General features: G+C 63.2%; 23 protein-coding genes. 10 read left to right on the top strand and 13 right to left on the bottom strand.

Going from position 1 to position 26,862, the window contains the following annotated elements; genetic code table 11:
* Positions 1-27: 27 nt before the first annotated feature.
* Complete coding sequence (gene ligD, locus AC5ZG1_RS20020) at positions 28-2,703, bottom strand: DNA ligase D (RefSeq protein ID WP_496133906.1); 2,676 nt, start codon at positions 2,701-2,703, stop codon at positions 28-30.
* A 110-nt stretch (positions 2,704-2,813) separates the two neighbouring features.
* Here ligD and ku point away from each other — a divergent pair, with 110 nt between their 5' ends.
* A complete protein-coding gene (gene ku / locus AC5ZG1_RS20015; protein ID WP_474419390.1) occupies positions 2,814-3,698 on the top strand; it encodes a non-homologous end joining protein Ku in 885 nt (294 codons plus the stop codon).
* Between the two features lie 112 nt (positions 3,699-3,810).
* Here the strand turns inward: ku and AC5ZG1_RS20010 are convergent, their stop codons facing one another.
* From AC5ZG1_RS20010 to AC5ZG1_RS19980, 7 genes are all read right to left on the bottom strand, one after another.
* Positions 3,811-4,014, bottom strand: coding sequence for a DUF6496 domain-containing protein (locus tag AC5ZG1_RS20010; protein WP_496133905.1), 204 nt, complete (start codon positions 4,012-4,014; stop codon positions 3,811-3,813).
* A gap of 116 nt (positions 4,015-4,130) precedes the next feature.
* The gene (locus AC5ZG1_RS20005; protein ID WP_474419389.1) at positions 4,131-4,820 is read right to left on the bottom strand and encodes a response regulator; all 690 of its coding nucleotides are present in this window, start codon (positions 4,818-4,820) and stop codon (positions 4,131-4,133) included.
* Positions 4,817-7,540 carry a DUF4118 domain-containing protein gene (locus AC5ZG1_RS20000; RefSeq protein ID WP_496133842.1) on the bottom strand — a complete coding sequence of 908 codons (2,724 nt, stop codon included), beginning with the start codon at positions 7,538-7,540 and terminating at the stop codon, positions 4,817-4,819. Before AC5ZG1_RS20000 ends, AC5ZG1_RS20005 begins: the two co-directional genes overlap by 4 nt.
* Positions 7,541-7,582: 42 nt before the next feature.
* Positions 7,583-8,185 (bottom strand): K(+)-transporting ATPase subunit C, encoded by a 603-nt coding sequence (locus AC5ZG1_RS19995; protein ID WP_496133841.1) that lies wholly within the window; start codon positions 8,183-8,185, stop codon positions 7,583-7,585.
* A gap of 109 nt (positions 8,186-8,294) precedes the next feature.
* Positions 8,295-10,409, bottom strand: coding sequence for a potassium-transporting ATPase subunit KdpB (gene kdpB / locus AC5ZG1_RS19990; protein WP_456642065.1), 2,115 nt, complete (start codon positions 10,407-10,409; stop codon positions 8,295-8,297).
* Positions 10,410-10,432: 23 nt separating this feature from the next.
* Complete coding sequence (gene kdpA, locus AC5ZG1_RS19985; protein ID WP_496133840.1) at positions 10,433-12,136, bottom strand: potassium-transporting ATPase subunit KdpA; 1,704 nt, start codon at positions 12,134-12,136, stop codon at positions 10,433-10,435.
* A 117-nt stretch (positions 12,137-12,253) separates the two neighbouring features.
* The gene (locus tag AC5ZG1_RS19980) at positions 12,254-12,343 is read right to left on the bottom strand and encodes a K(+)-transporting ATPase subunit F (protein ID WP_016846764.1); all 90 of its coding nucleotides are present in this window, start codon (positions 12,341-12,343) and stop codon (positions 12,254-12,256) included.
* A 536-nt stretch (positions 12,344-12,879) separates the two neighbouring features.
* Between AC5ZG1_RS19980 and AC5ZG1_RS19975 the strand changes: the two genes are divergently transcribed.
* From AC5ZG1_RS19975 to AC5ZG1_RS19935, 9 genes are all read left to right on the top strand, one after another.
* On the top strand, positions 12,880-13,281 hold the full coding sequence (locus AC5ZG1_RS19975) for a hypothetical protein (protein WP_245474581.1): 402 nt from the start codon (positions 12,880-12,882) through the stop codon (positions 13,279-13,281).
* Positions 13,282-13,293: 12 nt separating this feature from the next.
* A complete protein-coding gene (locus AC5ZG1_RS19970) occupies positions 13,294-13,566 on the top strand; it encodes a hypothetical protein (RefSeq protein WP_496133839.1) in 273 nt (90 codons plus the stop codon).
* A gap of 138 nt (positions 13,567-13,704) precedes the next feature.
* The gene (locus AC5ZG1_RS19965) at positions 13,705-13,974 is read left to right on the top strand and encodes a hypothetical protein (protein WP_035691316.1); all 270 of its coding nucleotides are present in this window, start codon (positions 13,705-13,707) and stop codon (positions 13,972-13,974) included.
* Positions 13,975-14,007: 33 nt separating this feature from the next.
* Positions 14,008-14,451: a hypothetical protein gene (locus tag AC5ZG1_RS19960; RefSeq protein WP_496133838.1), complete on the top strand. Its 444-nt coding sequence runs from the start codon at positions 14,008-14,010 to the stop codon at positions 14,449-14,451.
* 37 nt (positions 14,452-14,488) lie between these two features.
* Positions 14,489-14,920, top strand: a complete 432-nt coding sequence (locus AC5ZG1_RS19955; protein ID WP_496133837.1) for a hypothetical protein — start codon at positions 14,489-14,491, stop codon at positions 14,918-14,920.
* A 28-nt stretch (positions 14,921-14,948) separates the two neighbouring features.
* Positions 14,949-15,899: a 4-hydroxy-tetrahydrodipicolinate synthase gene (gene dapA / locus AC5ZG1_RS19950; RefSeq protein ID WP_496133836.1), complete on the top strand. Its 951-nt coding sequence runs from the start codon at positions 14,949-14,951 to the stop codon at positions 15,897-15,899.
* 323 nt (positions 15,900-16,222) lie between these two features.
* Positions 16,223-18,181 carry a DEAD/DEAH box helicase gene (locus AC5ZG1_RS19945; RefSeq protein WP_496133835.1) on the top strand — a complete coding sequence of 653 codons (1,959 nt, stop codon included), beginning with the start codon at positions 16,223-16,225 and terminating at the stop codon, positions 18,179-18,181.
* 77 nt (positions 18,182-18,258) lie between these two features.
* Positions 18,259-18,480, top strand: a complete 222-nt coding sequence (locus tag AC5ZG1_RS19940) for a hypothetical protein (protein WP_496133834.1) — start codon at positions 18,259-18,261, stop codon at positions 18,478-18,480.
* Positions 18,481-19,058: 578 nt separating this feature from the next.
* Positions 19,059-19,301 carry a hypothetical protein gene (locus AC5ZG1_RS19935; RefSeq protein WP_028166547.1) on the top strand — a complete coding sequence of 81 codons (243 nt, stop codon included), beginning with the start codon at positions 19,059-19,061 and terminating at the stop codon, positions 19,299-19,301.
* A gap of 300 nt (positions 19,302-19,601) precedes the next feature.
* On the opposite strand, the gene AC5ZG1_RS19930 is transcribed toward AC5ZG1_RS19935, so the two are convergent.
* The 5 genes from AC5ZG1_RS19930 to AC5ZG1_RS19910 all read right to left on the bottom strand — a co-directional run bounded on the left by AC5ZG1_RS19930 (position 19,602) and on the right by AC5ZG1_RS19910 (position 26,851).
* On the bottom strand, positions 19,602-20,030 hold the full coding sequence (locus AC5ZG1_RS19930) for a universal stress protein (protein WP_474419384.1): 429 nt from the start codon (positions 20,028-20,030) through the stop codon (positions 19,602-19,604).
* Between the two features lie 185 nt (positions 20,031-20,215).
* Complete coding sequence (gene fdhF, locus AC5ZG1_RS19925) at positions 20,216-22,981, bottom strand: formate dehydrogenase subunit alpha (RefSeq protein ID WP_496133833.1); 2,766 nt, start codon at positions 22,979-22,981, stop codon at positions 20,216-20,218.
* The gene (locus tag AC5ZG1_RS19920; RefSeq protein WP_496133832.1) at positions 22,978-24,684 is read right to left on the bottom strand and encodes an NADH-ubiquinone oxidoreductase-F iron-sulfur binding region domain-containing protein; all 1,707 of its coding nucleotides are present in this window, start codon (positions 24,682-24,684) and stop codon (positions 22,978-22,980) included. Before AC5ZG1_RS19920 ends, fdhF begins: the two co-directional genes overlap by 4 nt.
* Positions 24,685-24,831: 147 nt before the next feature.
* The gene (locus AC5ZG1_RS19915; protein ID WP_130224513.1) at positions 24,832-25,107 is read right to left on the bottom strand and encodes a hypothetical protein; all 276 of its coding nucleotides are present in this window, start codon (positions 25,105-25,107) and stop codon (positions 24,832-24,834) included.
* Between the two features lie 88 nt (positions 25,108-25,195).
* Positions 25,196-26,851, bottom strand: a complete 1,656-nt coding sequence (locus tag AC5ZG1_RS19910; protein WP_496133831.1) for an OFA family MFS transporter — start codon at positions 26,849-26,851, stop codon at positions 25,196-25,198.
* Between the last annotated feature and the right edge of the window lie 11 nt (positions 26,852-26,862).

The raw sequence follows: 26,862 nt of genomic DNA, 5'->3' as shown, positions 1-26,862 counted from the left end.
TGGTGGGCACGCTTCGCTTTGCCCACCCTACTTCTTCGCTGCCAGCTTCTTCATCGCCGCCTTGATCGACGTGGCGGCATCGTCATAGCCATCCCAGGCCTTGCTCCGCGCGAGCAGCGACGGCACGGTGCGCACCGTGTACTTCTTCGGATCGAGATCGCCGCGCACCTGCGCCCAAGTCAGCGGCATCGAGACGGTGGCACCTTCGCGTGCGCGGGGCGACAGCGGGGCGACCGCAGTCGACATCCGGTCGTTGCGCAGATAGTCGAGGAAGATCTTTCCCTTGCGCAGCTTCTTCGACATGTTGAGCAGATATTGCTCGGGGTCGTCATCGGCCATCCACTGGCAGATCGCCTGCGCGAACGCTTTGGCCTCCTTCCAGGTCACGCGGTCCTTTGCGCCATACAGCAATGGCGCCACGACATGCAGGCCCTTGCCGCCGGTGGTTTTGCAGAAGCTCTCGAGGCCGACGGCTGAGAGCCGCTGGCGCATGTCCTTGGCGGCCTCGATGACGTCTGAGAATTCGACGTTCGGCGCGGGATCGAGATCGAACACCAGTCGCCCCGGCGTATCGTAGATATCGGGCGCGCAATTCCAGGGATGCAGTTCGAGCCCGCCGATCTGCGCAACCGCCGCCAATCCCTCGACGCGATCGATCTGCACATAGGGCTTGCGGTCGCCGGAGACCTTTGCGAGCTCCAAGAGGTTCGACATGCCCTGCATCGCATGGCGCTGGAAGAACTTTTCACCATTGATGCCATCAGGCGCGCGCACGATCGAGCACGGCCTGCCCTTGAGATGGACGATCATCCATTCGCCGACCGCCTCGAAATAGCGCGCGAGATCGAGCTTGGTCACGCCCTCGCCGTCGAAGGCGTCGGGCCACAGCTCCTTGTCGGGCTTGGAGATCACGACGCCCATGACGACAGAGGATTTATCCGCAGCCGATTTCGCAGCCTTCGCCGCGGCCCTGCCCGGCTTCGGCTCGGCGATCTCGGTCTTGGCCGGCTCTTCGGCCTCCACCTCCTTGGCCGGCTTGTCCTGCCGCAGTCCCTTGAACGCGGCCTGCCGGATATTGCCGCCCTCGGTCCAGCCGGCGAATTCGATCTCGGCGACGAGGTCGGGCTTCAGCCAATGGATATCGCGCGCCTTGCGCGGCGCATTCTCGCCGCCGAACGGGCTCTCGTCGGATTCATGCGCCTTCAGCACCGGCAACAGCCGGCGGACCTTGTCCTGGCCGAAGCCGGTACCGACAACTCCCACAAAGGCGAGATGATCGCCGCGATAGACGCCGGCCATCAGCGAGCGGAATTTTCCGCTGGTGGTCTTCCAGCCGCCCAGCACGACCTCGTGACCGGCACGGCATTTCGCCTTGGTCCACAGCTCGGAGCGGCCGGAGCGATAGGGCGCATCCAGCTTCTTGGAGACGATGCCCTCAAGCTCCAATTTGCAGGCCGACTCCAGCACCGCGTCGCCACCGCTCTCGAAATGCTCGACATAGTGGATCAACTTGCCCTTGCCTTTCCGTGCTTCCAGGAGCCGCTTCAGCCGCGCCTTGCGCTCGGCCAGCGGCAGCGCGCGCAGATCCTCATTCTCGGCGAACAGCAGGTCGAAGGCATAGAAGATCAGATCATCGGTCTTGCCGTCCGAGATCGCCGCCTGCAATGTCGAGAAATTCGGTATGGCGTGCTTGTCCAGCGCGACGATCTCGCCGTCAACAATCACATCAGGCAGCTTGCCGCCTTCTTTCGCGATCGCACCGAACTTGTCGGTCCAGTCCAGACCCTTGCGGGTCTTGAGCGTGGCCTCGCCGTCCTCGACCCGCAATTGCACGCGGTAGCCATCGAGCTTGATCTCGTGGCACCAGCCGGCACCGCCGGGTGGACGGTCGACGGATGTGCAGAGCTGCGGCGCGACGAAGTCCGGCATCGCCTCGACCTTCTTTGGCTCGATCTTCTTTGCTTTGGCTTTGGCGGAAGCGCGCGACTTCGACGCCAGCGTTTTGGGCGCCGGCGCCTTCGTCCTCGGACGCGCCGCGCCGGTCTCCTCCCGATTGGACTGCCAGACCGCATCGGCCTTCGCCTTCGCGCGGCCGTTCTTCGCCAGCATGAACGGCTTCGGCGCCCTGCCCTTGCCGGCCGCGATCTGCTCCATGGTGCGGCCGGAGGCGACGGATCGGTCCTCATCGAGGATGCTTTCCCCGTCCTCGCTGGCATATTCGTCACGATGCTTGATCAGCAGCCAATTGGTGCGCTTGCCGCCGAAACGATCGCCGCGCATCCGCACCAGCACCCAGCTTCCATGCAGCTTGTCGCCATCCAGGGTGAACTTCAGATCGCCTTTCTTGAACCCGGCTGCGGGATCGTCCGATTCCCAATAGCCGCGATCCCACAGCATCACCGTGCCGCCGCCATACTGGCCTTCCGGAATGGTGCCTTCGAAATCGCCATAGTCGAGCGGATGGTCCTCGACCTCCACCGCAAGCCGCTTGTCGTGCGGATCAAGCGAGGGCCCCTTGGTCACCGCCCACGACTTGAACACCCCGTCCATTTCGAGTCGGAGGTCGTAATGCAGCCGCGTGGCGTCATGCTTCTGGATCACAAAGCGGCGCTGTTTGGATGGCGCAACCTTGACCTCGCCGGAGGGCTCGTCGGTCTTGGAGAAGTCGCGTTTCTTGCGATAGGTGGACAGGTTTCTCTGCAGCACGGGTGCACCTCACGCAAATGGCCGCCGCCTTGCGGCGGTATATACCAGGAACCAAAACCCCTCGCATCGGTTGAAGTTCCCATACTCCAAGATATCCGGAGAATGAAATGGCCCCTCGCGCCTATTGGAAAGGCACCTTGAAGCTGTCGCTGGTGGCGTGCCCGGTGCTGCTGTATCCGGCCTCGACGTCGGTCGCGAAAACCCGCTTCCACATGATCAACAAGGAGACCGGCAACCGCTTGAAGCAGCAGATGGTGGACGCCGAAACCGGCGACATCGTCGAAGCCGACCAGAAGGCGCGCGGCTATGAGCTACGGAAAGGGAAATATGTCGAGATCGAACCGGAGGAACTCGAATCCGTCCAGATCGAGAGCAACCACACAATCGACATCGAAAGCTTCGTGCCCAGGGACGAGATCGACAAGCGCTATCTCAACCACCCCTATTACATCGCGCCCGACGGCAAGGCCGGCGCTGACGCTTTCGCTGTGATCCGTGACGCGATGAAGGACCAGGACCGCGTCGCGCTGGCGCGGATCGTGCTGACCAACCGCGAGCACGTCATGGCGATCGAGCCGCTCGGCAAGGGCCTGCTCGGCACCACCTTGCGTTATCCCTACGAGCTGCGCGACGAGGCCGATTATTTCGACGACATCAAGACGCCGAAGATCACCAAGGATATGGTCGAGCTCGCCGGCCACATCCTCGACAGCAAGGCGGCGCATTTCGACCCCTCGAAATTCAAGGACGACTATGAGGATGCACTGAAGGCACTCGTGCGACGCAAGGCGGCCGGCAAGCCGATCGAGGCCCCGGAGCCCGAGGAGCGGCCGAGCAACGTCGTCAGCCTGATGGATGCGCTGAAGCAGAGCCTGAAGGGCCGCTCGGCAGCCAAGAAACGCAGCCATTCCACCGCCCGCCGCCAGCCCTCCCGCCGCCGCGCAGCGCGAAAAGCGCATCGCTCGACCGCGCGTGCACGCAAGGCGGGGTAGACTACAGCGTCATGGCCGGGCTTGTCCCGGCCATCCAGGCCTTCCTTCTTGCCCAGAGAACGTGGATGCCCGGGACAAGCCCGGCCATGACGAAGAGAAGCGCGAAGCTGGACTACCGCTTGGTCTTCCGCTTCTTGCTGCTCTTCCGCTTCTTCGTCGTTTTCTTCTTGGACGTTTTCTTCTTCGACGACTTCTTCGGCACCTTCCTGCCTTTGGCGCGCGCTTCCGAAAGTCCGATCGCGATCGCCTGTTTGCGGCTCTTGACCTTGCGGCCTGAGCGGCCGCTCTTCAACGTGCCGGCCTTGCGCTTCTTCATCGCGCGCCTGACGTCGCCGGATGCTTTCCTGGAATATTTTCGTGCCATTGGCATTCCTCCCGGTTGAGGGAGATTAATTTCCTCACTCCGAAAAAGTTCCGCCTCTGCAACTCGCCTCAGTCCGCCGCGCGCAAGCGATAGCCTATCCCAGTCTCTGTCAGCACGAATTGCGGACGCTCGGGATCAGCCTCGATCTTCTGCCGAAGCTGACGCACATAGACGCGAAGATATTGCGCATCGGTGAGTTCGTCCCACAATTCCTTCAGCAGGAAACGATGCGTGAGCACCTTGCCCGCGTGCTGCACCAGCACACGAAGCAGCTCATATTCCTTTGGCGACAATTTCACCTCGCGATCGCCGACCTTGACGATGCGGCGCACGAGGTCGACCGAGAGATCGCCGGCGCGAAACACCGGCCGTTCACCCTGCACCTGCAATTGATGGCGCAGCGCCGCGCGCAGGCGCGCCAAGAGCTCATCCATGCCGAACGGCTTGGTCAGATAATCGTCGGCGCCGAGGTCGAGCGCCTGCACCTTGCCCGCCTCGTCGCCGCGGCTCGATAGCACCACGATCGGCACGCTTTCGTTGCGCGCGCGGATCATGCGTAGGAGGTCGTGGCCCTGTATATCCGGCAGGCCGAGATCGAGGATGATCAGCGCAGGCCCCTGCGCGAGCATCTCCAGTCCGGCCTTGCCGTTGGGGGCCTCGAGAATTTCGTACCCCTGCGTGTTCAGCCCCATCCGCAACAATTTGCGGATCGGCGGCTCGTCATCGATGACCAGGACCTTGATCGGTGTCGCGTTCATGCAGCGGTATCCAGCGCAGCGGTAGCCGCCGGGATCGGCAGCCGGATGGTGAGCACGGCGCCGCTCCGGTCGGTGCGGTTGGCGGCCGAGATCGTGCCATGCATGGCTTCGACGAATCCGCGGGAGATCGCAAGACCAAGGCCAGTGCCGGGGCGGACATGATCGCCCTTCTGCACACGGTAGAACTTGTCGAAGATGCTTTCGAGTTCGGTCGGCGGAATGCCGCTGCCCTCGTCCATGACCTGCAGCACGATCGAATGACGATCCCGCCGGCCGCGGATCGAGATCGTGGTGTCGGCAGGAGCGTATTTGGCCGCGTTGTCGAGCAGGTTGAACAGCACCTGTTCGAACAGCACCGCGTCGAGCTCCAGCATCGGCAGATCGGCGGCGAGATCGAGCGAAACCTTGTGCCGCACCAGGATCTTGCCGGCGCGGCGCAGGGCGCTGCCGACAATTTCACCGACGTCATGCCGCGCCGTGTTCGGCACGATGGCGCCGGATTCGAGCTTGGTCATGTCGAGCAGATTGGCGATGAAGCGGTTCAGCCGTTCGGACTCGTCGATCACGGTCGCGAGCAGATCGTGCTTCTGCGCATCCGTGAGGTTGCCGCCGAGATCGCGCATGGTCGAGGCGGCGCCGAGTACCGAGGCCAATGGGGTCTTCAGGTCGTGCGAGATCGAGGTCAGGAGCGCTGAGCGCAGGCGCTCGGATTCGACGGTGCGCTTGACCTTGTCCATGTCCTCGACCAGCAGCACGCGCTCGATCGCGAGCGCGCCCTGGTCGACCAGCGCATCCAGCAGCCGCCGCTGGTCCGGCGTCAGCAGCGGGCCGGTCTTGTCATTGTCGATGCCGATGGCGCCGATCAGGCCGCGGCCGGTCCGCATCGGCAAAAACAGGCGCTTGGCGCCGGGCAGCGTGTCCGAGCCGCGGCCGGCCGGCCGATCGTTCGACCAGGCCCAGTTCGCGGCCGCAAGATCGGCGTCGTCGAGCTGGTCTTCCGGCGGATAGCCGGCCTTGACGACGAGCAAGCCCTCTTCCGACAGCAGCAGCACCACGCGCACCTTCAGCATCAGCGCGATCTGGTAGGCGGTCGCCCATAATACGTCGTCCAGCGTCGCGGTGCCCGCGAGTTTGCGGCTGAAGGCGTAAAGCCACTCGGTCATGCGCACGCGGCTGATCGCGGTATCGGCCTGCACCCGCACCCGCGCCGCGACGTTGGAAACGAGCAGCGCGATCAGCATGAAGAAGAAGAACGCCGCGATATTGGTCGGGTCGGTGATCGTGAAGGTGTAGACCGGCGGCAGGAAGAAGAAATTGTAGCACAGCGAGGCCACGACGCTCGCGAGCAGCGACGGCCACAGGCCATAGCGCACAGCCACCACGACGACGGCGGTGAGGAAGACCAGGTCGACGTTCTCGACGCCGAAGCGAGGATGGACCAGCGCGGCGGCGCCGAGCCCGAGGCCGACGATCAGGAGCGAGTGCAGGTAAGGCCTGAGGTTGAATGGCTCGGTCCGCGCCGCCGTCTGTACGGCGGGCCCTTTGTCGAGGCCGGTAGGTAGATCCTCGCCGGCGATGACATGCACGCTGATGTTGCCGGAGCGCCGCACCAGTTCGTGTACCACCGAGCCGCGCAGGATCTCGAACCAGCGCGAACGCGACGATTTTCCGATCACGACATGCGTGACGTTGGTGGACTGCGCAAAATTGATCAGATCATCGGCGATATGCCGATGCACGGCGGGAATCGTCAGCGCCTCGCCGCCAAGCGATTCGGCAAGCCGCATCGTATCGGCGAGCCGGTCACGCTGCTCGTCCGAGAGCTGCAGGCTGCGCCGGGTTTCGATGCTGATCGCGGTCCAGGGCGCGTGCAGGCGATCGGCAAGCCGCTTGGCGTAGCGCACGAGGCCGGCGGCGCGCGGATCCTCGCTGACGCAGACCAATATACGCTCGCCCGCGGCCCAGGGACCGGCGATGGCGTTGGCCTGCATATGATTGAGCAGCTGTTCGTCGACCCGCTCGGCCGTCCGCCGCAGCGCCAGCTCGCGCAGCGCGGTCAGGTTGCCGGGCGAGAAATAATGCTGAAGCGCCCGCTCCGCCTGCTTGGGCACATAGACCTTGCCCTCCTTCAATCGCTGGATCAAATCGTCGGGCGGCAGGTCGATCAATTCGATCGCATCCGCGCGGTCGAAGATCGAATCCGGCACCGTCTCGCGCACCCGCACATGCGTGATCTGGGCCACGACGTCGTTGAGGCTTTCGATGTGCTGGACGTTGACGGCGGTGTAGACGTCGATGCCGTGGGAGAGCAGTTCCTCGACGTCGAGATAGCGCTTCGGATGCCGGCTGCCGGGCGCGTTGGTGTGGGCGAGCTCGTCGACGATGGCAAGCTGCGGCCGGCGCATGATCAGCGCATCCAGGTCCATCTCCTCGAGCACCTGGTCCTTGTAATTGATCTGCTTGCGCGGGATCACTTCGAGCCCGTGCAGCAGCGCCTCGGTCTCGGCCCGGCCGTGGGTCTCGACAACACCCACCACCACATCGGTGCCGCCCTTGAGCTTGGCATGCGCGCTTTGCAGCATCTCGTAGGTCTTGCCGACGCCGGGAGCGGCGCCGACGAAGATCTTCAGCCGCCCGGACGCATCGTTCTCTCGCCGGGCGGCTTCCAGGAGCGCGTCCGGCGAGGGTCGCTTCTCAGGGTCGCGATGCTCATTTGCCATAGAGCAAATATAGTCGCGTCACGTCATTCGGCCTAGCCGCCTTTATTTCGAAGCGCCGTCCAAAGCGAGGTTAAGCGCCAGGACATTCACCCGCGGCTCGCCGAGCACGCCGATGAAACGGCCCTTGGTGTTGGCTTCGACGAGCTGGCGGACCTGCGCTTCCTGCAGGTTGCGTGCTTTTGCCACCCGCGGCACCTGGAAGAGCGCCGCCTCCGGCGAAATGTCGGGATCGAGGCCGCTTCCCGAGGTGGTGACGAGGTCGATCGGCACCGGCTGGGACGGGTTTTCCGCCTTCAGCTTCTCGACATCCTCCTTGACGCGGTCGTTCAGCGCCTTGCTGGTCGGACCGAGATTGGAGCCGCCGGAGTTCGCCGCGTTGTAGGGCGCGGGCACCGTCTTGGAGGAATCGTTTGGATCCGGCGCCAGCGTCGCCGACGGCCGGCCGTGGAAATATTTGTCCTCCTTGAACTCTTGCCCGATCAGGGCGGAGCCGATGATCTTGCCGTCCTTCTCGATCAGGCTGCCCTGCGCCTCTGACGGAAAGATCACGCCGGCTATGGCGGTGATCGCGAGCGGATAGGCGAGGCCCGTGACTGCCGTCAACAACAGCAGAAGGACGATGGCGGGGCGAATTTCTCTAAGCATGTTGTCTCTCCTAATTCTCGTCATTGCGAGCGAAGCGAAGCCATCCATCGGGCCGCGGGGCAAGATCGTGGATTGCTGCGTCGCTTCGCTCCTCGCAATGACGGTGCCATTAAGCCAAGTGCAAGGCTGCGACCGCGAGGTCGATCGCCTTGATGCCGATGAAGGGGATGATGATGCCCCCTAAGCCGTAGATCATCAGGTTGCGGCGGAGCAGCGCGCCGGCGCCTATCGCGCGATAGGCCACGCCCTTCAGCGCCAGCGGGATCAACGCGATGATGATCAGCGCGTTGAAGATGATCGCCGACAGGATCGCGCTCTGCGGGCTCGAAAGGCCCATGATGTTGAGCACGCCGAGCTGCGGATAGAACGCCAGGAACATCGCCGGGATGATTGCGAAATATTTCGCGACATCGTTGGCGATCGAGAACGTCGTCAGCGCACCGCGGGTCATCAGGAGCTGCTTGCCGATCTCGACCACCTCGATCAGCTTGGTCGGGTTGGAGTCGAGGTCGACCATGTTGCCGGCTTCGCGCGCGGCCTGGGTGCCGGTGTTCATGGCGACGCCGACGTCGGCTTGCGCCAGCGCGGGCGCGTCGTTGGTGCCGTCGCCGCACATTGCCACCAGCTTGCCCTTGGCCTGCTCGTCGCGGATCAGCTTGAGCTTGTCCTCGGGCGTGGCCTGCGCCAGGAAGTCGTCGACGCCGGCTTCGGCCGCGATCGCCGCCGCGGTCATCGGATTGTCGCCGGTGATCATCACGGTCCGGATGCCCATGCGGCGCAGCTCGGCGAAACGCTCGCGGATGCCGCCCTTGACGATATCCTTGAGGTGGATGACGCCGAGCAGCCGGCCGTCCTTGGCCACGGCGAGCGGCGTGCCGCCTTCCTTGGCGATCTCGTCGGCAATGCTCTGCAGTTCGCGCGCGGCGTCGGTGTTGACATTGGCCTGGAGGGCGCGGACGGCATTGCCGCTCGCCAGCGACTGCGCGGTGCCGCCGCCGATATAGTTGAGGATCGCATCCACCGCGCCCTTGCGGACCGCGGACGAGCCGGCATCGATGCCGCTCATGCGGGTCTGCGCGGTGAACGGCACGAAGATCGCGGCGAGCTCATGCATGTCGCGGCTGCGGATGCCGTATTTCTCCTTGGCCAGCACGACGATGGAACGGCCTTCCGGCGTCTCGTCGGCGAGCGAGGCGAGCTGCGCGGCATCGGCAAGCTCCTGCTCGGTGACGCCACGCACGGGGCGGAACGCGGTCGCCTGGCGGTTGCCGAGCGTGATGGTGCCGGTTTTGTCGAGCAACAGCGTGTCGACGTCGCCGGCGGCTTCCACCGCGCGGCCGGACATTGCCAGCACGTTGAAGCGCACCAGGCGGTCCATGCCGGCGATGCCGATCGCCGAGAGCAGCGCGCCGATCGTGGTCGGGATCAGCGTCACGAACAGCGCCACCAGCACCACGACCGAGATCGAGCCGCCGGCATAGGCCGCGTAGCTCGGGATCGTCACGGTCGCGAACACGAAGATGATGGTGAGGCCGGCCAGCAGGATGTTCAGCGCAATCTCGTTCGGCGTCTTCTGCCGCTCGGCGCCCTCGACCAGCCGGATCATGCGGTCGATGAAGGTCGAGCCCTGCGCCGCGGTGATGCGGACGCGGATCCAGTCCGACAGCACCTGCGTGCCGCCGGTCACCGCCGAACGGTCGCCGCCGGATTCACGGATCACGGGCGCGGACTCGCCGGTGATCGCGGCTTCGTTGACCGAGGCCACGCCTTCGATCACCTCGCCGTCGGACGGGATGATGTCGCCGGCCTCGACCAGAACGATGTCGCCGACCTTGAGCGCGGTGCCGGGGACGAGGCGGTAGTTCCGCCCCGAACCTTCCAGCAGCTTGGCCTGGCTCTCGGTGCGGGTCTTCTTCAGCGAATCCGCCTGCGCCTTGCCGCGTCCCTCGGCGACGGCTTCGGCGAAATTGGCGAACAGCACCGTGAACCAGAGCCACAGGATGATCTGGAAAGTGAAGCCGATGTTCTCCGCGCCGGTGACGAGGTCACGCAGGAAGATCACCGTGGTGAGCGCGGCGACGATCTCGACCACGAACATCACGGGGTTCTTCGCCATCAGCCGCGGATCGAGCTTAATGAAGGACGATTTGATCGCAGGTACCAGGATTTTGGGGTCGAGCATGGTCGACGCCCTCACCTGCTTTTGCAGTTTCATGGTTTCCATGGATGTGACTCCAATTAATTCGATCAGAACAGGGTGTTGGCGTTCATGGCGAGATGCTCGACGATCGGTCCGAGCGCCAGCGCCGGGAAGAAGGTGAGGCCGCCGATGATCAGGATCACGCCGACGACGAGACCGACGAACAGGCCGCCGGTGGTCGGGAACGTGCCGGCGGACGGCGGGACCGACTTCTTCTGCGCCAGCGAACCCGCAATCGCCATTGCCGGCACGATCATGAAGAAGCGGCCGACGAACATCGCGCTGGCAAGCGTGAGGTTGTAGAAGAAGGTGTTGCCGGTGAGACCTGCAAAGGCCGAGCCGTTATTGCCGGTCGCCGAGGTGAAGGCATAGAGCACCTCGGTGAAGCCGTGCGGGCCGGCATTGGCCATCGAAGCAACCGCGGACGGCAGCACCACGGCGACCGCGGTCCAGCCGAGATACATCAGCGGCAGCACCAGGATCGCGAGCATCGCCATCTTGACCTCGCGCGCCTCGATCTTCTTGCCGACATATTCCGGCGTACGGCCGACCATCAGGCCGGCGACGAAGATCGCCAGCACGACAAACAGCAGCATGCCATAAAGACCGGCGCCGACGCCGCCGACGATGATTTCGCCGAGCTGCATGTTGATAAGCGGGATCATGCCGCCGAGCGCGGTGAAGCTGTCATGCATGGCATTGACGGCGCCGCAGGAAGCCGCGGTGGTGACGACTGCGAACAGCGAGGACGCGACGATGCCGAAGCGGACTTCCTTGCCTTCCATATTGCCGCCGGACAGACCCAGCGCCTGCAGCGCGGTAGTGCCGTTGGCCTCGGACCAGTAGCAGACAAAAACGCCGGCGATGAACAGCACGCCCATCACGGCGAGGATCGCCCAGCCCTGGCGCTGGTTGCCGACCATACGGCCGAACACGTTGGTGAACGCGGCGCCGATCACGAAGATCGAGAGCATCTGCACGAAGTTCGACAGCGCGGTCGGATTCTCGAAGGGGTGTGCGGCGTTGGCGTTGAAGAAGCCGCCGCCATTGGTGCCGAGCATCTTGATCGCGACCTGCGAGGCCACCGGGCCGACGGCGATGGTCTGCTTGGCGCCTTCGAGCGTGGTCGCATCGACATAGGGCCCGAGCGTCTGCGGCATGCCCTGCGACACCAGGAACAGCGAATAGACGGTGCAGATCGGCAGCAGGATGTAGAGCGTGCAGCGGGTGATATCGACCCAGAAATTGCCGATCGTGCGTACAGAGGCGCGGGCGAAGCCGCGGATCAACGCCACCGCGAGCACCATGCCGGTCGCAGCCGAGAGGAAGTTCTGGTGCGTCAGGCCGAGCATCTGGACCAGGTACGACACCGTGCTTTCACCGCCGTAGTTCTGCCAGTTGGTGTTAGTGAGAAAGGAGACCGCGGTGTTGAACGACAGATCCGGGGCAACGGCGGCCTGGTCCGCCGGATTGAACGGCAACACGGCCTGCAGCCGCATCACGCCGTAGATGATCAGGAAGCCGCCGATATGAAACAGAAGCATCGCGACCGTATAGGTCAGCCAGTGCTGTTCGCGCCTTTCGTCGACGCCGCTGATCCAGTAGAACCCGCGCTCCACCGGGCGCAGCACCGGCGACAGGAAAGTCGCCTCGCCGTTGAAGACGCGCGTCATGTACCAGCCGAGCGGCTTGACCAGCGCGACGACGGCGGCGCAAAAGAGGATTATTTGGAACCAGCCGATGGCGGTCATGGCATTAAACCTTTCGAATGGGCTTTGATCGCAGCAGCACGGCAAGCACGCCGACGAGCAGGATGGTCAGCGCCGCATCTGCCAGGAGAAGCTGCCCGATCATGAACATGGCGCTGATCAAAACCGCTCAGGGCGCAGCAGCGCATAGGTGAGGTAGAAGAGAAGGCCGAGCGAGACGAGGCCGGCGAGCGAATAGTCGAAAATCATGGCGCACTCCCTCACAGCCGTTCGCAGGCGTAGGCGTAGCCTATGCCGGCTGCGAAAAATGCCGCGATGAGCGCCAGCATGACGAGATCAAGCATTGGAGGCTCCTATGCATAACGGGCCGACAAAGGCCCGTTCTGGTTCCGAGGTGAGGTGCCACCCGCCGCATAGGTTTTCGAGATGTAGGCTGCGGCGTCGTTATAGGAATCTTATAAAGATGCCCGTCGTCCCGGGCTTGACCCGGGACCCATAACCACAGGGAGGTGCTGTGCGCGAGCAAGCGGTTGTGGCGGAGCACATCACAACAGCCAGTGGCTATGGGTCCCCGCCTTCGCGGGGACGACGGAGAGGACGCCCCGTCCATCTTTATGAAATCCCTATATTTCCGGCCGCCGCCCCATCTCGTTTTCAAATGGCGTTTTGACCACGTTTGACCTGCGGCATTTCGTCAAGCCGCATGATTGATAGGTCTCGCCATGTCACTGCTTTCAGAACCCTTGACCGCCGACTTCGGCCTTCGGCCGCGGGACGCCGGTAGAGTGACAGTCGAACTGATGTCCGACCTCATCCGCGACTATTGCCGACGCTTTCCCTCGCAAGGACGGCGCGACAAGACGGCGCGCGTCGAGGCACTGATCAAACTGGGCGCGTGGACCGATGCAGCGCTGGCGCTGCTCGACCTCGAACTGCCGCAATGGCAGGTTCGTCGCCTCGCCTATGACGACGGCGAATGGTACTGCGCGCTATCGCGCGAGCGCGAACTGCCCGACTGGCTCGATCAATCGATCGAGACCCATCATGCCGATCTGGCGCTCGCCATCTTGAGCGCGTTCGTCGAGGCACAGCAGATCGCCGCACCATCGAGCCGCCCCAGCGTGCCGAGCGTCGAACGTCATGCCGACGGCTTCTACCAGCCGATGCTGAGCGACAATTTCGCCTGAGCGAGCAGCACCGTGCAGCCACTGCCAAACCTGCCGCAAAAGCTGAAATCGGCCCAGGTCCTGGTTCGATTTGTGTTTCGGTTGCTGATCCTGAGCGGTTTCGCGCTGTTCGGGAGCATCGGCTTTGGCCGCAGCTTCATCGCGCTGCTCTGGATGTCCACACTGCTCTGTGCCGTCATCGCCCTGATACGGCGGGAGCAATTCATGGATGCCGATCTCAACCATTGGGACGAGATGGCAGCCTATGCCGCGCTTTGCGCGCTCGCCTCGGCCACCGGGCGATAACCACGCGACGGGCCTGGCGACCTTATACGTCCCTTATGAGATCGCTCACCCGCCCTCCTCGATTTCATATCCGCCCGCAAAGATATTGAACGCGTTACCAAGTCTCGTGAGGGAATCACAAAAATGAAACTCGTGAACATCAAACTCGACGAACCTCCATCGTGTAGCTCTGCTTCGCCTATCGTCTTTATCGGACGGAACCGGCGCGGCCAGTGGGTCGCCCAGGAACAGAACGGTCTCTACGGCGGGCTGTTCGTCAATCGCTCCCAGGCAGTCAAATACGCGCTGTTCGAGAACGGGCATCATCCAGAAACCATCGTCGAACTGTCGCGCGAATTCGAACTTGACATGAACCGCAGTTCCTCCGCCGCGCCGTCACAAGCAACAGCCGCGCGACGCGTCGCCTGATCCGATTCGCGGCCTACATTCAGGAGGAGTCAGATGATGCAGCCTTGTTTAGTTGCCGACCGCGACCAGGTCGTCGATACGATGATCACACTGACACACCTGTCCAACCTGCACCGCACGATCATCGCGGGAAGTGGAGCCATGGAGCTCTATCTTTCGCTGCGCAGGCGCGGCTTCGTTCAGGTCGCGACAACCGCAACCTGCCGGGTGCCCAGGAGACAGCACAGCATCGGCCTGCTCACGGGAGACAAATCCCTGGCGGCAATCGAGGCGGCGCTCCTGGAAGTCTCGCAGTTCCTCAGCGCCAACGCCACCATTGCGATCCTGATCGACTCCCGTGAAGGCGAATTCTGCCTCAACATCCGAAGGAAACTGGAGCAGATGGGCTTTCGGATCGAGGCAGGCGTGAGGTGCCAACGCGGCCTCGTGCTTGCCGCTCACCGGCAGGGTTTCGCACAAATGGAAAGAGCGGCGTGAACTGCGAAGCATTTGCGCGGCCGGGAAGGCGTTACCAATGGAATCGCAGGATCCGGTTGAATGGCACAGCAGACTGCTGCGCGCCTGGCAACTGGCGCTTCTGCGCTTTGCTGTAACACTCGATAATGCCGATCGGTTGAACGTGATGGCGATAGCCGCCGAGATCGACCGCGGCGGCCACAGCTCCGAGGAGCAGCCGAATTTCCGCTTCTTCCGCAAGTTCAGTGCCGACCTCTGCAGCGCCATTCTGCGGCAGAACGACGCCGCCGATGCCACCATGCGTCAGTATCTTGAGCGGATCGAGGATCCCCGCCTGAGGCGGGCATTCGCAAGCGCGGTCGAAATCGAAATCGATGCGGCGCCGCCACGCATCAGAAAGCCCAAGGTCAACGACTGGCTGTGGCGCGGACTGGCGCCGCGTAGCAATGCTCCACTCCCCGGCACGCGCTCACGCGTCGCCAGATATTGAACGCGGTGCCTATTCCGAAGGACGACACATGAAACAGGATTGGCTCGCGGGCTACATCCCCGACCTTCCAACGCCGTTCAGCAAGGATGGCGAAGTCGATTTCGATGCCTTTGCGCGGCTCTGCGAGCGTCAGATCGCAGCCGGCGCCAGTGCGATCGTGGTCGGCGAGACCACGGGCGAGGCGCCGACCCTGACGACGGGAGAGAAGGCCGGCCTCGTTCGCCGCGCCGTCGAGGTCGCGCATGGCCGTATCAGCGTCATCGCCGGCGCCGGATCCAACGCAACAGACCGCGCGGTCGAACTGACGCGGCAGGCGGAGGCCGCCGGCGCAGATGCCGTGCTCTCGGTGGTCCCCTATTACAACAAGCCGATGCAGTCAGGTATCCACGCGCATTTCCGCGCTGTTGCCGAGGCGACGGGACTTCCGGTCATCCTGCACAACGTTCCCTCGCGCACCGTTCGCGAACTCGCCGACGCAACGCTCAAGCGCCTTGCTGAATCCGAGCAGTTCATCGGATTGCGCGACAGCAGCGGCGATGTCGGACGCCTCCTCCGCATACGCACGTCGTTGCCGCCGCATTTCCGCTTGCTGTCGGGCGATGACTTGACCGCGCTGCCGTTCATGGCCGCCGGCGGTCACGGCTGCATCTCCGCGGTGGCGAACCTCGTGCCGGAACTGTGCCAGGCGGTTCTTGCAAGCCTTAGGAAAGGACGACCGCAATCGGCCAGGTATCTATTCAGCCGCCTGGTCCCGATTGCCGGGCTGCTTGCCGCCGAGCATCCAGCGGCGCTGAAGTACGCGCTGTCGCTGCTTGGGCTGATCCAGCCCGACACGCGCCTACCGATCGTTCAGTTGAACGATGCGGCCAAGGCCGAGGTCACGAAGGCGATCGCCGAACTCGGCGACGAAGAATGGTCTGGCGTGCAGGATACTTTGCCCGCCGCACCGGTGCGCCACCAGCGAGCGAAGCGGTCGTAGCAAGTTGTGTAGGGAAAGTTTGAAGCACAGGCATCCAGCCAAACGCTAGTTCTTGGCTGAGTCCCGGCACTGGTTGCTTTGGGGACAAACGGACATTACATCGCAGGTAAAGCCGATAGAGTCGGTCGAAAATGACCCGGAGCGGAAGTCGCGCCGGCTCATCCCTGACCGTCAACCTCATCCTGGGGTAGCGATCTGGCTTCTCTTGGCGTAAAGCATCTGAATCAGATCGCCGCGCGTGCGGCTGTGCCGTCTGCCGGGCACGCAGCTTCAAGTCACTCGGCTCGACGTTCTGCGCCTGAGCCAACAAAGGTTTCCATCTCGTGTCATTCCCGACCACAAGTCCGCCGCTCGCCCGAGCTTTAGCCGAGCGCAGCTACGATCGGCCGACCCCTGTTCAGATCGCCGTGCTTGCGGCAGAAGCTGTCGACCGCGACCTTCTCGTTTCGGCCCAAACCGGCTCGGGCAAGACCGTCGCTTACGGGCTGGCAATTGCAAAGGATCTTTTGGGCAGCGTCGAGCGGTTTCAGCGGGCGGCCGCGCCGCTTGCCTTGATCGTCGCGCCAACGCGCGAACTCGCCTTGCAGGTCCATCGCGAACTCGCATGGCTTTATCAATACGCGGATGCGCGCGTCGTCTCCTGCGTCGGCGGCATGGATCCGCGCCGCGAACAGCGCGAGCTTGCCGCGGGCGCTCACATCGTGGTCGGGACGCCCGGCCGATTGTGCGATCACTTGCGGCGCGGCCATCTCGACATCTCGGAATTGAGGGCTGTCGTCCTCGACGAGGCCGATGAAATGCTCAATCTCGGTTTTCGCGAGGATATGGAATTCATCCTCAAGACCACGCCGGACACGCGCCGCACGTTGTTGTTCTCGGCGACTTTTCCGCGCGGCATCGTTGCGCTGGCAAAACAGTACCAGCAACAGGCCTCTCGGATCGAGGTCGCGGGCGACGAAGGCGGTCATGCCGATATCGAGTACCGCGCCATCCGGATTGCTCCTGATGATGTCGAGCACGCGGTCGTCAACGTATTGCGCTTTTTCGAATCGCCGAGCGCACTTGTGTTTTGCAACACGAGAGATGCGGTCAAGCATTTGCAGGCGGCGCTGCTCGAGCGTGGGTTTTCCGTGGTCGCTCTCTCCGGTGAAATGACGCAGAACGAGCGAACCCTGGCGCTGCAGGCGTTGCGCGACGGACGTTCGCGCGTCTGCGTGGCGACCGACGTGGCGGCGCGCGGTATCGACCTGCCGAGCCTCGACCTCGTCATTCATGCGGATCTGCCAAAGGACGCGGAGGTCATGCAGCACCGCTCGGGCCGCACCGGTCGTGCGGGCCGCAAGGGCGTGAGCATCCTGCTGGTGCCGCCCGCCCGAAAACGACGAGCGGAACTGCTGCTGAATCTGGCCGGCATTGACGTCGTCTGGGGCACGGCTCCCCAGGCCGATGAAATCCGCAGGCTTGATCATGAACGTATGCTCACGGATGCCGTTTTCACCGAGGAGACGACCGCCGACGATCTGGTGCTGGCGCGGGCATTGCTTGCCGAGCGGTCGGCTGAGGATATCGCCGCGGCGCTCGCGCGGCTTTATCGCGCGCGGCTTCCTTCGCCCGAAGACATTCTCGATCCCGGCCAGGATCGCAGCCGACCTCGTGACGACCGCGGTCGAGAACACATCCGGACATCGCGCGGCGATGAACGCCCCACCGGGCCCCGATCGAAAACGGGAAGATCATCGTCGCGTCACGGCATGGCGGAGGCCAGCGTATGGTTCCGGGCCGCCATCGGACGAAAAAAGAATGCAGAAGCGCGCTGGCTCTTGCCGATGATTTGCCGTCGTGGCGGCATCGACAAGCGTGACATTGGCGCCATCCGGATTCTGGACACCACCACCGAGTTCGAAATTTCCGAGCGGGTCGCAGGATCCTTCGCCGCCAAGATCCGACGTCCGGATAAGGAAGACAACATCCGCATCGAGCCGCTGGCAGACACTCCCCCAGATCAGGCACCTTTGGAAAAGCAGTCACACTCGCCTTGGCGCGAAGCCGGCGACTTCGATCACAATGCTCTTCGAAGCGACAATTCTCGTGACGCGACAGGACCGAAGCAACGCGGCAAGCCTCACCGCGAAAGCGGGTCGAAATTTGCCAGCGAGCCGGGTTTCGGGAAGAAAAAGAAACACCGGAACAAGTCCGGCCATGCTGGACAACGGCAGCCGGCAAACGCGTCGCCTGCGAAAGCCGGATTCGGAAAGAAGGCAAGGAAGAATCGTCGCGGCTGATCTGCCGCCATCGGGTGCTGCGGGACGCTCAGTCCTTCAAGTCTGAACCTGTTCCTAATCGCCGCAGCGAGTCTTCTGTGATCAACGCTGGACGGTCGCCCGCAATTCACGAATCGTCCGATGCGCCATCGCCCTTTGTTGATATCGAACTTCACCAGGCCTTCGTCTCGCATTTTCAACAGGAGGGATTGGCAAGCTTCTTCATTCACGACATTGGCGCGTTTCATGACCTCGTACACTTTGAGCGGCTTCTCGCGGAGCGCACGCAGGATATTTTCTCGATCATTCAGCACGACTAGGCTCCTACCGTCATCAAGCGCGCTAAATCACTGAGAATACGAAAGCTGATCTTCCGTAACGACTCGCTCGATATTCTCCGACTTGCTCTTGATGCGGTATCTAAGACGTCCATCTGCCTCGATGGGCATAAGTTGAACGATGGTATAAATCATTGGCGCCTCAGTTGAGGCACGTCCTCGCGGACCTTGGGGCTGGTGGTGAACGTCTTCATTCAGCTTATAGGCATATGACATGTGTTTACCTCTAGAAGTTACGGCTGCTCTAGCGTGGAGCTTGCCGTAATGCAATGCATCCTGTTGCTCCCGGCCCAGGCTGGTGAAAGCAAAAACGAGCGCTGTGGCAGAGCGACTCGCGGTCTAAGAGCGCGTCAGTAACGTTGACCTAATACGTCCCGAACATGCCTTTAGTATCCGTGGTCGCATTGAACGGAGGCGGGACGAGTCAAGCAAGCACTCCGCGAGCCAATCGCCCACGGCCACCAAAAGCTATGCAGCGCAAAGTGTATTTCCCAGCACGCGTTGTTGCGATTTGGTCTCGGCGGGTGGATGCTGTTGGCGCGGACACAATGGAGGGCAGCATGAGCAAGGCAACTCTCGACAATCGCCACCGCAACAAGGACGGAGAAATCAGCGCCAAACACGGAAACACCCTCATTCGCACGTTGCGCAAGGTGTACGGTCAGAGTTTCGCGGCTGGCTATCCTGACACAGAGAAGCTCCGTGAGGTTCTACTTAAGCTGAACGAGACATCATTGAGCCAGCTCCGTCGTGATCATGAGACCGGCCACTTGGAGCACAAGATCACCAAAGCCTCGAAGTAAGGCCGCGGGGTCCCGCGGCGGTGCGTTCGTGGCCAGAGGCGGCCGCCAAGGCGCCTGCTGCTAGGGGGAGACCGGACGCGGTTGCGGCATCGCCCAATCGACGCGAATGACCCGGAACGGATATTCAGGCAGGCCTCTTCAGCGTTCGGGAAGCGTCCTGAGCAGCCGATCCGTTCCTATAGGAGGAAGGGGTGCTGCCTGTATTTGAACCCAAGTGTTCCAACAAGTGTCTCAAGGCGAATTTGCGGGTGCCGTAAATTGTTCGACCCTACTGGCCTGGTGCGCCCCGGCGACTTGTCGCTACTGACAAACCAGTACGGGGGTTTTCGCGTGCGCCAGCACCTTGTTGGTCACACTTCCGATGAGAAGCATGGAAAGCCCGCTGCGTCCATGCGATGACATGACGATGAGATCGCAGCCTTTGTCCTCGGCTGCTGCGATGATTGCTTGATGGGGTTGCCCGTTCTCCGCTTGAATCGTCTCGCAGGAGACACCGGCCTCCTTGGCCGCATTTGCCGCGCGATCCAACGCGCTCGTGGCCTGCTCCTTGCGCAGCTCGGCATATGTTGCGACTGCTTCAAGGAACCGCCCTGACATCTCTGAAAACGGTTCCACAACGAAGATGACAGATACCTTGGCTCCAAGGGATTTCGCCAGCGCCAACCCATGCGCCACCCCATGCTCCGCCAGCTCCGACCCATCTGTCGGAATGAGAATATGCCGGTACATGCTTCACCTCCCGATTGTCGCTGCCTTGCGAAGGTAAGCTGGGCCCGCGTTTCGGAAAGAGCCTTGAGATAGATCAATCCATCGGCCAATCGTGCTGCGGCCAGATGTCCGCACTTGGCCCATCGTATCATTTCGCTGCCGCGCAGCCGCCATCCCGCACAGAAGCGGCACAAAGGCAGCAGCGCCTACTCCGCCGCCGAGCGGAGTTCGGCCTTTTCCGCGCGCACGGCGCAGAACTTGAATTCCGGAATCTTGCCGAACGGATCGAGCGCCGGATTGGTCAAGAGGTTGGCCGCAGCTTCCGCGTAGCAGAACGGCATGAACACCATGTTGACAGGCACGTCGCGGTCGGAGCGCACCTTCACCTCGACGGCGCCGCGGCGGGTCTGGAGCCGGATGAAATCGCCGGGCCAGAGCTGCATGCGCCGCATGTCCTTCGGCGACATGAAGGCGACCGCCTCCGGCTCGATCTGGTCGAGCACGGATGCGCGGCGGGTCATCGATCCCGTGTGCCAGTGCTCCAGCACGCGGCCGGTCGAGAGCACCATCGGATATTCGGCGTCGGGCAGTTCATCCGGCGGGATGACATGCGCCGGCACGATCTTGCCGCGGCCGCTTTCGGTCGGGAAACCGGTGGTGAAGATGATCTCGTTGCCGGGCTTATCTGGGTCGTCGACCGGATAGGTCACCGCGCCCTCGCGCACCAGGCGTTCCCAGGTGATGTTCTTCAGCGAAGGCATCAGCTCGGCCATCTCGGCGAAGACGTCGGCCGGACCGCTGTAATTCCACGGCAGGCCCATGCGCTTGCCGATCTCCTGGATGATCCAGAGATCCTGCCGCGCGTCGCCCGGCGGCTTGATCACCTCGCGCGCGAGCTGCACGCGGCGGTCGGTGTTGGTGAAGGTGCCGGACTTCTCCGCAAACGCCGAAGCCGGCAGGATGACGTCGGCATGGAACGCGGTCTCCGTAACGAAGAGATCCTGCACCACGAGGTGATCGAGCATGGCAAGCGCCTCGCGCGCGTGCTGCAGATCGGGATCGGACATCGCGGGATTTTCGCCCTCGATATACATGCCATTGATTTCGCCGGCATGGATCGCGTTCATGATCTCGACCACGGTGAGCCCGCGCACCGGATCGAGGCTCTTCTGCCAGAGCTCCTCGAATTTGCCACGCAGGTCGACGCGGCCGACGGGCTGGTAGTCCGGCAGGAACATCGGGATCAGGCCGGCGTCGGACGCGCCCTGCACATTGTTCTGGCCGCGGAGCGGATGCAGGCCGGTGCCGGGACGGCCGACCTGGCCGGTGATCAGCGCCAGCGCAATCAGGCAGCGCGCATTGTCGGTGCCATGGACATGCTGGCTGATGCCCATGCCCCAGAAGATGATCGAGGATTTCGCACGGGCGTAGAGCCGCGCCACTTCGCGCAAGGTCTCGGCCGGGATGCCGCAGATCGGCGCCATCTTCTCCGGAGTGAAGTCCACGATCTTGGCCTTCAGCTCATCGAAGCCTTCGGTGTAGCCGGCGATATACTGCTCGTCGGTGAGGCCTTCGGTGATGATCGTGTTGATCATCGCGTTCAGCATCGCGACGTCGCTTCCCGGCTTGAAGGCGAGATGCTTATCGGCGTGGCGCGACAGCGTCTGCAGCCGCGGGTCCATCACGATCAATTTCGCGCCGCGCTTGGCCGCATTCTTGATGTAGGTCGCGGCCACCGGATGGTTCACGGTCGGATTGGCGCCGATCACGATGATCACCTCGGCATCCATTGCCGCCGAGAACGGCGCCGACACCGCGCCGGAATTCAGGCCCTCCGTCAGCGCCGCCACTGATGACGCGTGGCACAGCCGCGTGCAGTGGTCGACATTGTTGGAGCCGAAGCCGGTGCGCACCAGCTTCTGGAACAGATAGGCCTCCTCATTGGATCCTTTCGCCGAGCCGAAGCCGGCGAGCGCCTTCACGCCCTTCTCGTCGCGAATCTTGACGAGGCCGCGCGCGGCGATATCGAGCGCCTCCTCCCAGCTCGCCTCGCGGAAATGCGTGAACGGATTGGCCGGATCGACCTGGTCGTTGGGGTCCTTCCTGGCGTTCGGCAACCGCACCAGCGGTTTTGTCAGGCGATGCGGATGATGGATATAGTCGAAGCCGAAGCGGCCCTTGACGCAGAGCCGGTTGTGATTGGCCGGGCCGTCGCGGCCTTCGGCATAGATCACCTTCTCGTCCTTGACTTGATAGGTCACCTGGCAGCCGACGCCGCAGAACGGACAGAGCGAATCCACCTTGCGGTCGGGATAAGTAACGCGGGTCTGCTTCTCGTCGAGCATCACGGCGGGCATCAGCGCACCGGTCGGGCAGGCCTGCACGCATTCGCCGCAGGCGACGCAGGTGGACTCGCCCATCGGATCGTCGAAGTCGAACACGATCTTGGCATCGGCATTGCGATAGGCCATGCCGATGACGTCGTTGACCTGCACCTCGCGGCAGGCGCGTACGCACAGACCGCACTGGATGCAGGCATCGAGATTGACGCGCATCGCCGGATGGCTGGCGTCGCTCTCCCAGCGTTCCGCCGCCGGAAAACGGCTCTCGGTGACGCCGGTCTTCTCCGCCCAGTGCCAGAATTTCGAATCGGGATCGTGCGAGGTCTCGCGCGCCGGCTGGTCGGCGACCAGAAGCTCCATCACCATCTTCTGCGCGGCAACGGCGCGGCTAGAGGCCGTCTTCACCTTCATGCCGACAGACGGCGTGCGCTTGCAGGAGGCGGCGAGCACGCGCTCGCCTTCGATCTCGACCATGCAGGCGCGGCAATTGCCGTCGGGGCGATAGTCCGGCGCCGGCGAATAGCAGAGATGCGGGATCTCCTGGCCCTGGCGTTTTGCCACCTGCCAGATGGTCTCGCCTGCTTTCGCTTCGACCTGCTTGCCGTCGAGTTCGAACTGGATCGTCGTCATTCCGCAGCTTCCTTGAACTCGTCGGGGAAGTATTTAATCACAGAGGTCAGGGGATTCGAGGCGGCCTGGCCGAGACCGCAGATCGACGCATCGCGCATCGCCTGGCCCAGTTCCTCGAGCAGCGCCCGGTCCCACACCGGCCGTTCCATTAACATCGCCGCCTTCTGCGTGCCGACGCGGCAAGGCGTGCATTGCCCGCAGCTCTCATCTTCGAAGAAGCGCATCAGATTGAGCGCCGCCGCCTTCACGCTGTCCGCTTGCGACAGGATCACGATCGCGGCCGAGCCGATGAAGCAGCCGTATTTTTCCAATGTGCCGAAGTCGAGCGGGATATCGTCCATCGTCGCCGGCAGGATGCCGCCGGAGGCGCCGCCCGGCAGATAGGCATGGAAGGTGTGGCCATCGGCCATGCCGCCGCAATATTCGTCGATCAGCTCGCGCACGGTGATGCCGGCCGGCGCCAGCTTCACGCCGGGATTTTTCACGCGGCCCGAGACCGAGAAGCTGCGCAGACCCTGACGGTCGTTGCGACCGTGGCTCTTCCACCAGTCGGCGCCCTTATCGACGATGTCGCGCACCCACCACAATGTCTCGACATTGTTGATCAGCGTCGGCAGGCCGAACAGCCCGACCTGGAACGGATAAGGCGGCTTGTGCCGCGGCAATCCGCGCTTGCCCTCGATGCTCTCGAGCAGCGAGGATTCCTCGCCGCAGATGTAAGCGCCGGCGCCGCGACGCAGATGCAGGCGCGGACCGCCGGCCGGAAGCTTTGCGATCTCGCGCGCGAGGATTTCGCGCACCGCCGGATATTCGTCGCGGATGTAGACGTAGACGTCGGCGGCTTCGACCACGTGGGCGCCGATCAGCATGCCCTCGAGGAAGCGATGCGGATCGGTCTCGAGATAATAGCGATCCTTGATCGTGCCGGGCTCGCCCTCGTCGCCATTGACCGCCATCAGCCGCGGCCCGGGTTCGCCGAGCACCGCGCGCCATTTGCGCCCGGTGGGGAATCCCGCGCCGCCGAGTCCGCGGAGCGAGGCGTTGTCGAGCGTCTTCAGGATCTCGTCGTTCGACACTTCGCCCGCGCGCAGCCGGTTCAGCAATCGGTAGCCACCGCCGGCAACGTAGGCGTTGTAGCCGACATAATCAGGCAGATGCGCGTGCGTCTCGCCAGCCTTCGCCGTCGCCAGCACGCTCTCGACCGTCGCGTGATCGACGAAGTTGTGGCCGACTTCCGCGACCGGCGCGGTGTCGCAGCGGCCGACGCAGGGCGCGCGCACCACGCGGATGCCGGGACCCGCCGAGTCCTGCAATTGCTCCAGCAGCTTTTCGCCGCCGAGCATCGCGCAGGTGAGCGAGTCGCAGACGCGGATGGTAAGCGGCGCGACATCCGGCTGACCTTCCTTCACCACGTCGAAATGCGCGTAGAAGGTCGCGGTCTCGAACACTTCCGCGAACGACAATTTCATCTCGTCCGCGAGCGCAGCGAGATGCGCGGCGGAGATCTGGTGATACTTGTCCTGGATCAGGTGCAGGAATTCGATCAACAGATCGCGCCGGCGCGGCCGGTCGCCGAGCAACTGCTCGACGTCATGCGCGGCCGTTGGATCGATCTGGCGTCCCTTCGGCGTTGCCTTGGCCTTGCGCCGCCCGGCGCCAGGGTGCTCGAACGCGCGAACCTCATGCACGTCATGGACAGTCATTGAAGCATCTCGTTTTTACCGCTCTTTAGATCAACTCTAATCTCTGGCATGCCAGATGCCAAGAGAAAATTATCGCGCCCGAAGAGGCATTTAGGGGGCATCCCGCCGCAGCATGCCCCCTGCCCTTTCCCGCGGACAAGCCTGTCCTCACGTCTTACCCATGCAGTCCTCGATGTAGAACCAGCGGTCGTCCCCCGCCAATCCCTTGGCTTTGACCTCCTGGCGACAGGTCTTCAACTTGCCCCTGTTGGCGCTCCATTTGGCCTTCATGTCCTTCAGCTTTTGCGCCGTCAGCTTCGCCCTGGAAGGCTTCGCCTCGCTCGCGGCGGCAGGCGCGGAAGGCGCGGGCGTTTGGGCCGAAGCCGCAGTCAGCAGGCTCGTAATCAACAGCGCGGCGGCGGCACCAGTTCCGATACGAAACATCGCGAAAATTCCCTTGTTCTATTCGTTCAATTGAATGGATGAAAAAAAGCGCCGCGGGCGAACGCATCGCCCGCGGCGCCAAGCTCGATCAGAAGATCTTGACCGCGCTCTCCAGCGTCTTCCAGACGCCCCAGGCCAGGGGAATGCCGACAAAGGCCCAGAACAGCGCGGCCTTGGCATCCAGTCCGCCGAACCCGATGCCGTAGGAACCATGCGGACCGGCCGCATCCGCACTCGCGCTCGCCGCCTGCAGTTTTGCCACTTCCGCCTCGCTCATGTGCCACTTCGCATCGACGGGCTTGACCAGGTAGTTGCAGATCAGGCCCGCGATCAGCATGGCGCAGAGGATGTACATCGTGGTGTTGTAGAGCTGGTCGCGCGGAACGCCGGCAGCGAGTTGGAACTCGCGGATATAGTTCACGACGACCGGGCCGATGATGCCGGCGGTCGACCACGCCGTCAGCAGCCGGCCGTGAATGGCGCCCACGAACTGCGTTCCGAACATGTCGGCGAGATACGCCGGCACGGTCGCAAAGCCGCCGCCATACATCGACAGGATGATGCCGAAGCCCAGCACGAACAGAAGTTTCGAGCCCATCGCCGCGAAGGTCGGCGCCAGCGCATAGAGCGCGATGCCGAGCAGGAAGAACGTGTAGTAGGTGTTCTTGCGCCCGATCTTGTCCGACAGCGACGCCCAGAAGAAGCGGCCGCCGATGTTGAACAGCGACAAGAGCCCGGCGAAGCCCGCCGCGATGCCGGCAATCTGCGCCTTCTGCGACGCATCAAGCTGATTGAAGCCGACATCGGGCAATCCGATCAATTTGCCGGCGAAGATCTCCTGCAGCATCGGCGAGGCCATGCCGATCACGCCGATGCCTGCGGAGACGTTGAGGCAGAGCACCCACCAGATCAGCCAGAACTGCGGTGTCTTGTGTGCATTGTCGAGATGGACGTTGTTGGTCGAGATCATCGCATTCGCCTTGGCCTTTGGCTTCCAGCCCTCGGGCTGCCAGCCTGTCGGCGGAATGCGATAGCGGAAGGCGCCGATCATCATGAACACGAAATAGATCACGCCCATCGCCAGGAACGTTTCCCAGACGCCGACCGAGGTCGGGGTCTTGAAATAGTTCATCAAGAGGTTCGCAAGCGGCGCGCCGATCATGGCGCCGCCGCCGAACCCCATGATGGCCATGCCGGTCGCCATGCCGCGGCGATCCGGAAACCATTTCACCAATGTCGACACCGGCGAGATGTAGCCAAGCCCGAGGCCGACGCCGCCGATGACGCCGGCGCCGAGCCACATCAGCCAGAGCTGATGGACGTAGACACCGAGCGCGCCGATCACGAGACCGCCGGCCCAGCACAGCGCCGCGACGAACCCGGCCTTGCGCGGACCGACACGTTCGAGCCAGCCGCCCCAGATCGCGGCGGAGACGCCGAGCAGCACGAAGAACAGCGTGTACATCCACCCGAGGCTCGCCACCTTCCAGTCGCAGGTGGTGGTGAACAATTCCTGCCACAGCGAGATATCGGGGCAGGCCTTCGGCGCGTTCAATCCGATCGCGCGCGACAGCGGCAGCCAGAACACCGAGAAGCCGTAGGCCATGCCGATGCACAAATGGATGCAGAGTGCGGCCGGCGGCACCAGCCAACGGTTGAAGCCGGCGGTCGCAATCGTGTGCTCCTTGTCGAGGAAACCAAGCCCCGCGCCGGCCACAGCGCCGGTGCTGCTAATCGTCGTCATCCGATCCTCCC

The sequence above is a fragment of the Bradyrhizobium sp. Leo78 genome (assembly GCF_059512425.1).
The sequence above is the reverse complement of the archived record's forward strand: the minus strand, read 5'-3'. Positions and strand labels throughout refer to the sequence as shown.

Bases quoted from the DNA above. Each gene is read 5' to 3' on its own strand.
- ku (WP_474419390.1), top strand. From the start codon at position 2,814: ATGGCCCCTCGCGCCTATTGGAAAGGCACCTTGAAGCTGTCGCTGGTG.
- AC5ZG1_RS20010 (WP_496133905.1), bottom strand. From the start codon at position 4,014: ATGAAGAAGCGCAAGGCCGGCACGTTGAAGAGCGGCCGCTCAGGCCGC.
- AC5ZG1_RS20005 (WP_474419389.1), bottom strand. From the start codon at position 4,820: ATGAACGCGACACCGATCAAGGTCCTGGTCATCGATGACGAGCCGCCG.
- AC5ZG1_RS20000 (WP_496133842.1), bottom strand. From the start codon at position 7,540: ATGGCAAATGAGCATCGCGACCCTGAGAAGCGACCCTCGCCGGACGCG.
- AC5ZG1_RS19995 (WP_496133841.1), bottom strand. From the start codon at position 8,185: ATGCTTAGAGAAATTCGCCCCGCCATCGTCCTTCTGCTGTTGTTGACG.
- kdpB (WP_456642065.1), bottom strand. From the start codon at position 10,409: ATGGAAACCATGAAACTGCAAAAGCAGGTGAGGGCGTCGACCATGCTC.
- kdpA (WP_496133840.1), bottom strand. From the start codon at position 12,136: ATGACCGCCATCGGCTGGTTCCAAATAATCCTCTTTTGCGCCGCCGTC.
- AC5ZG1_RS19980 (WP_016846764.1), bottom strand. From the start codon at position 12,343: ATGATTTTCGACTATTCGCTCGCCGGCCTCGTCTCGCTCGGCCTTCTC.
- AC5ZG1_RS19960 (WP_496133838.1), top strand. From the start codon at position 14,008: ATGATGCAGCCTTGTTTAGTTGCCGACCGCGACCAGGTCGTCGATACG.
- AC5ZG1_RS19955 (WP_496133837.1), top strand. From the start codon at position 14,489: ATGGAATCGCAGGATCCGGTTGAATGGCACAGCAGACTGCTGCGCGCC.
- dapA (WP_496133836.1), top strand. From the start codon at position 14,949: ATGAAACAGGATTGGCTCGCGGGCTACATCCCCGACCTTCCAACGCCG.
- AC5ZG1_RS19935 (WP_028166547.1), top strand. From the start codon at position 19,059: ATGAGCAAGGCAACTCTCGACAATCGCCACCGCAACAAGGACGGAGAA.
- AC5ZG1_RS19930 (WP_474419384.1), bottom strand. From the start codon at position 20,030: ATGTACCGGCATATTCTCATTCCGACAGATGGGTCGGAGCTGGCGGAG.
- fdhF (WP_496133833.1), bottom strand. From the start codon at position 22,981: ATGACGACGATCCAGTTCGAACTCGACGGCAAGCAGGTCGAAGCGAAA.
- AC5ZG1_RS19920 (WP_496133832.1), bottom strand. From the start codon at position 24,684: ATGACTGTCCATGACGTGCATGAGGTTCGCGCGTTCGAGCACCCTGGC.
- AC5ZG1_RS19915 (WP_130224513.1), bottom strand. From the start codon at position 25,107: ATGTTTCGTATCGGAACTGGTGCCGCCGCCGCGCTGTTGATTACGAGC.
- AC5ZG1_RS19910 (WP_496133831.1), bottom strand. From the start codon at position 26,851: ATGACGACGATTAGCAGCACCGGCGCTGTGGCCGGCGCGGGGCTTGGT.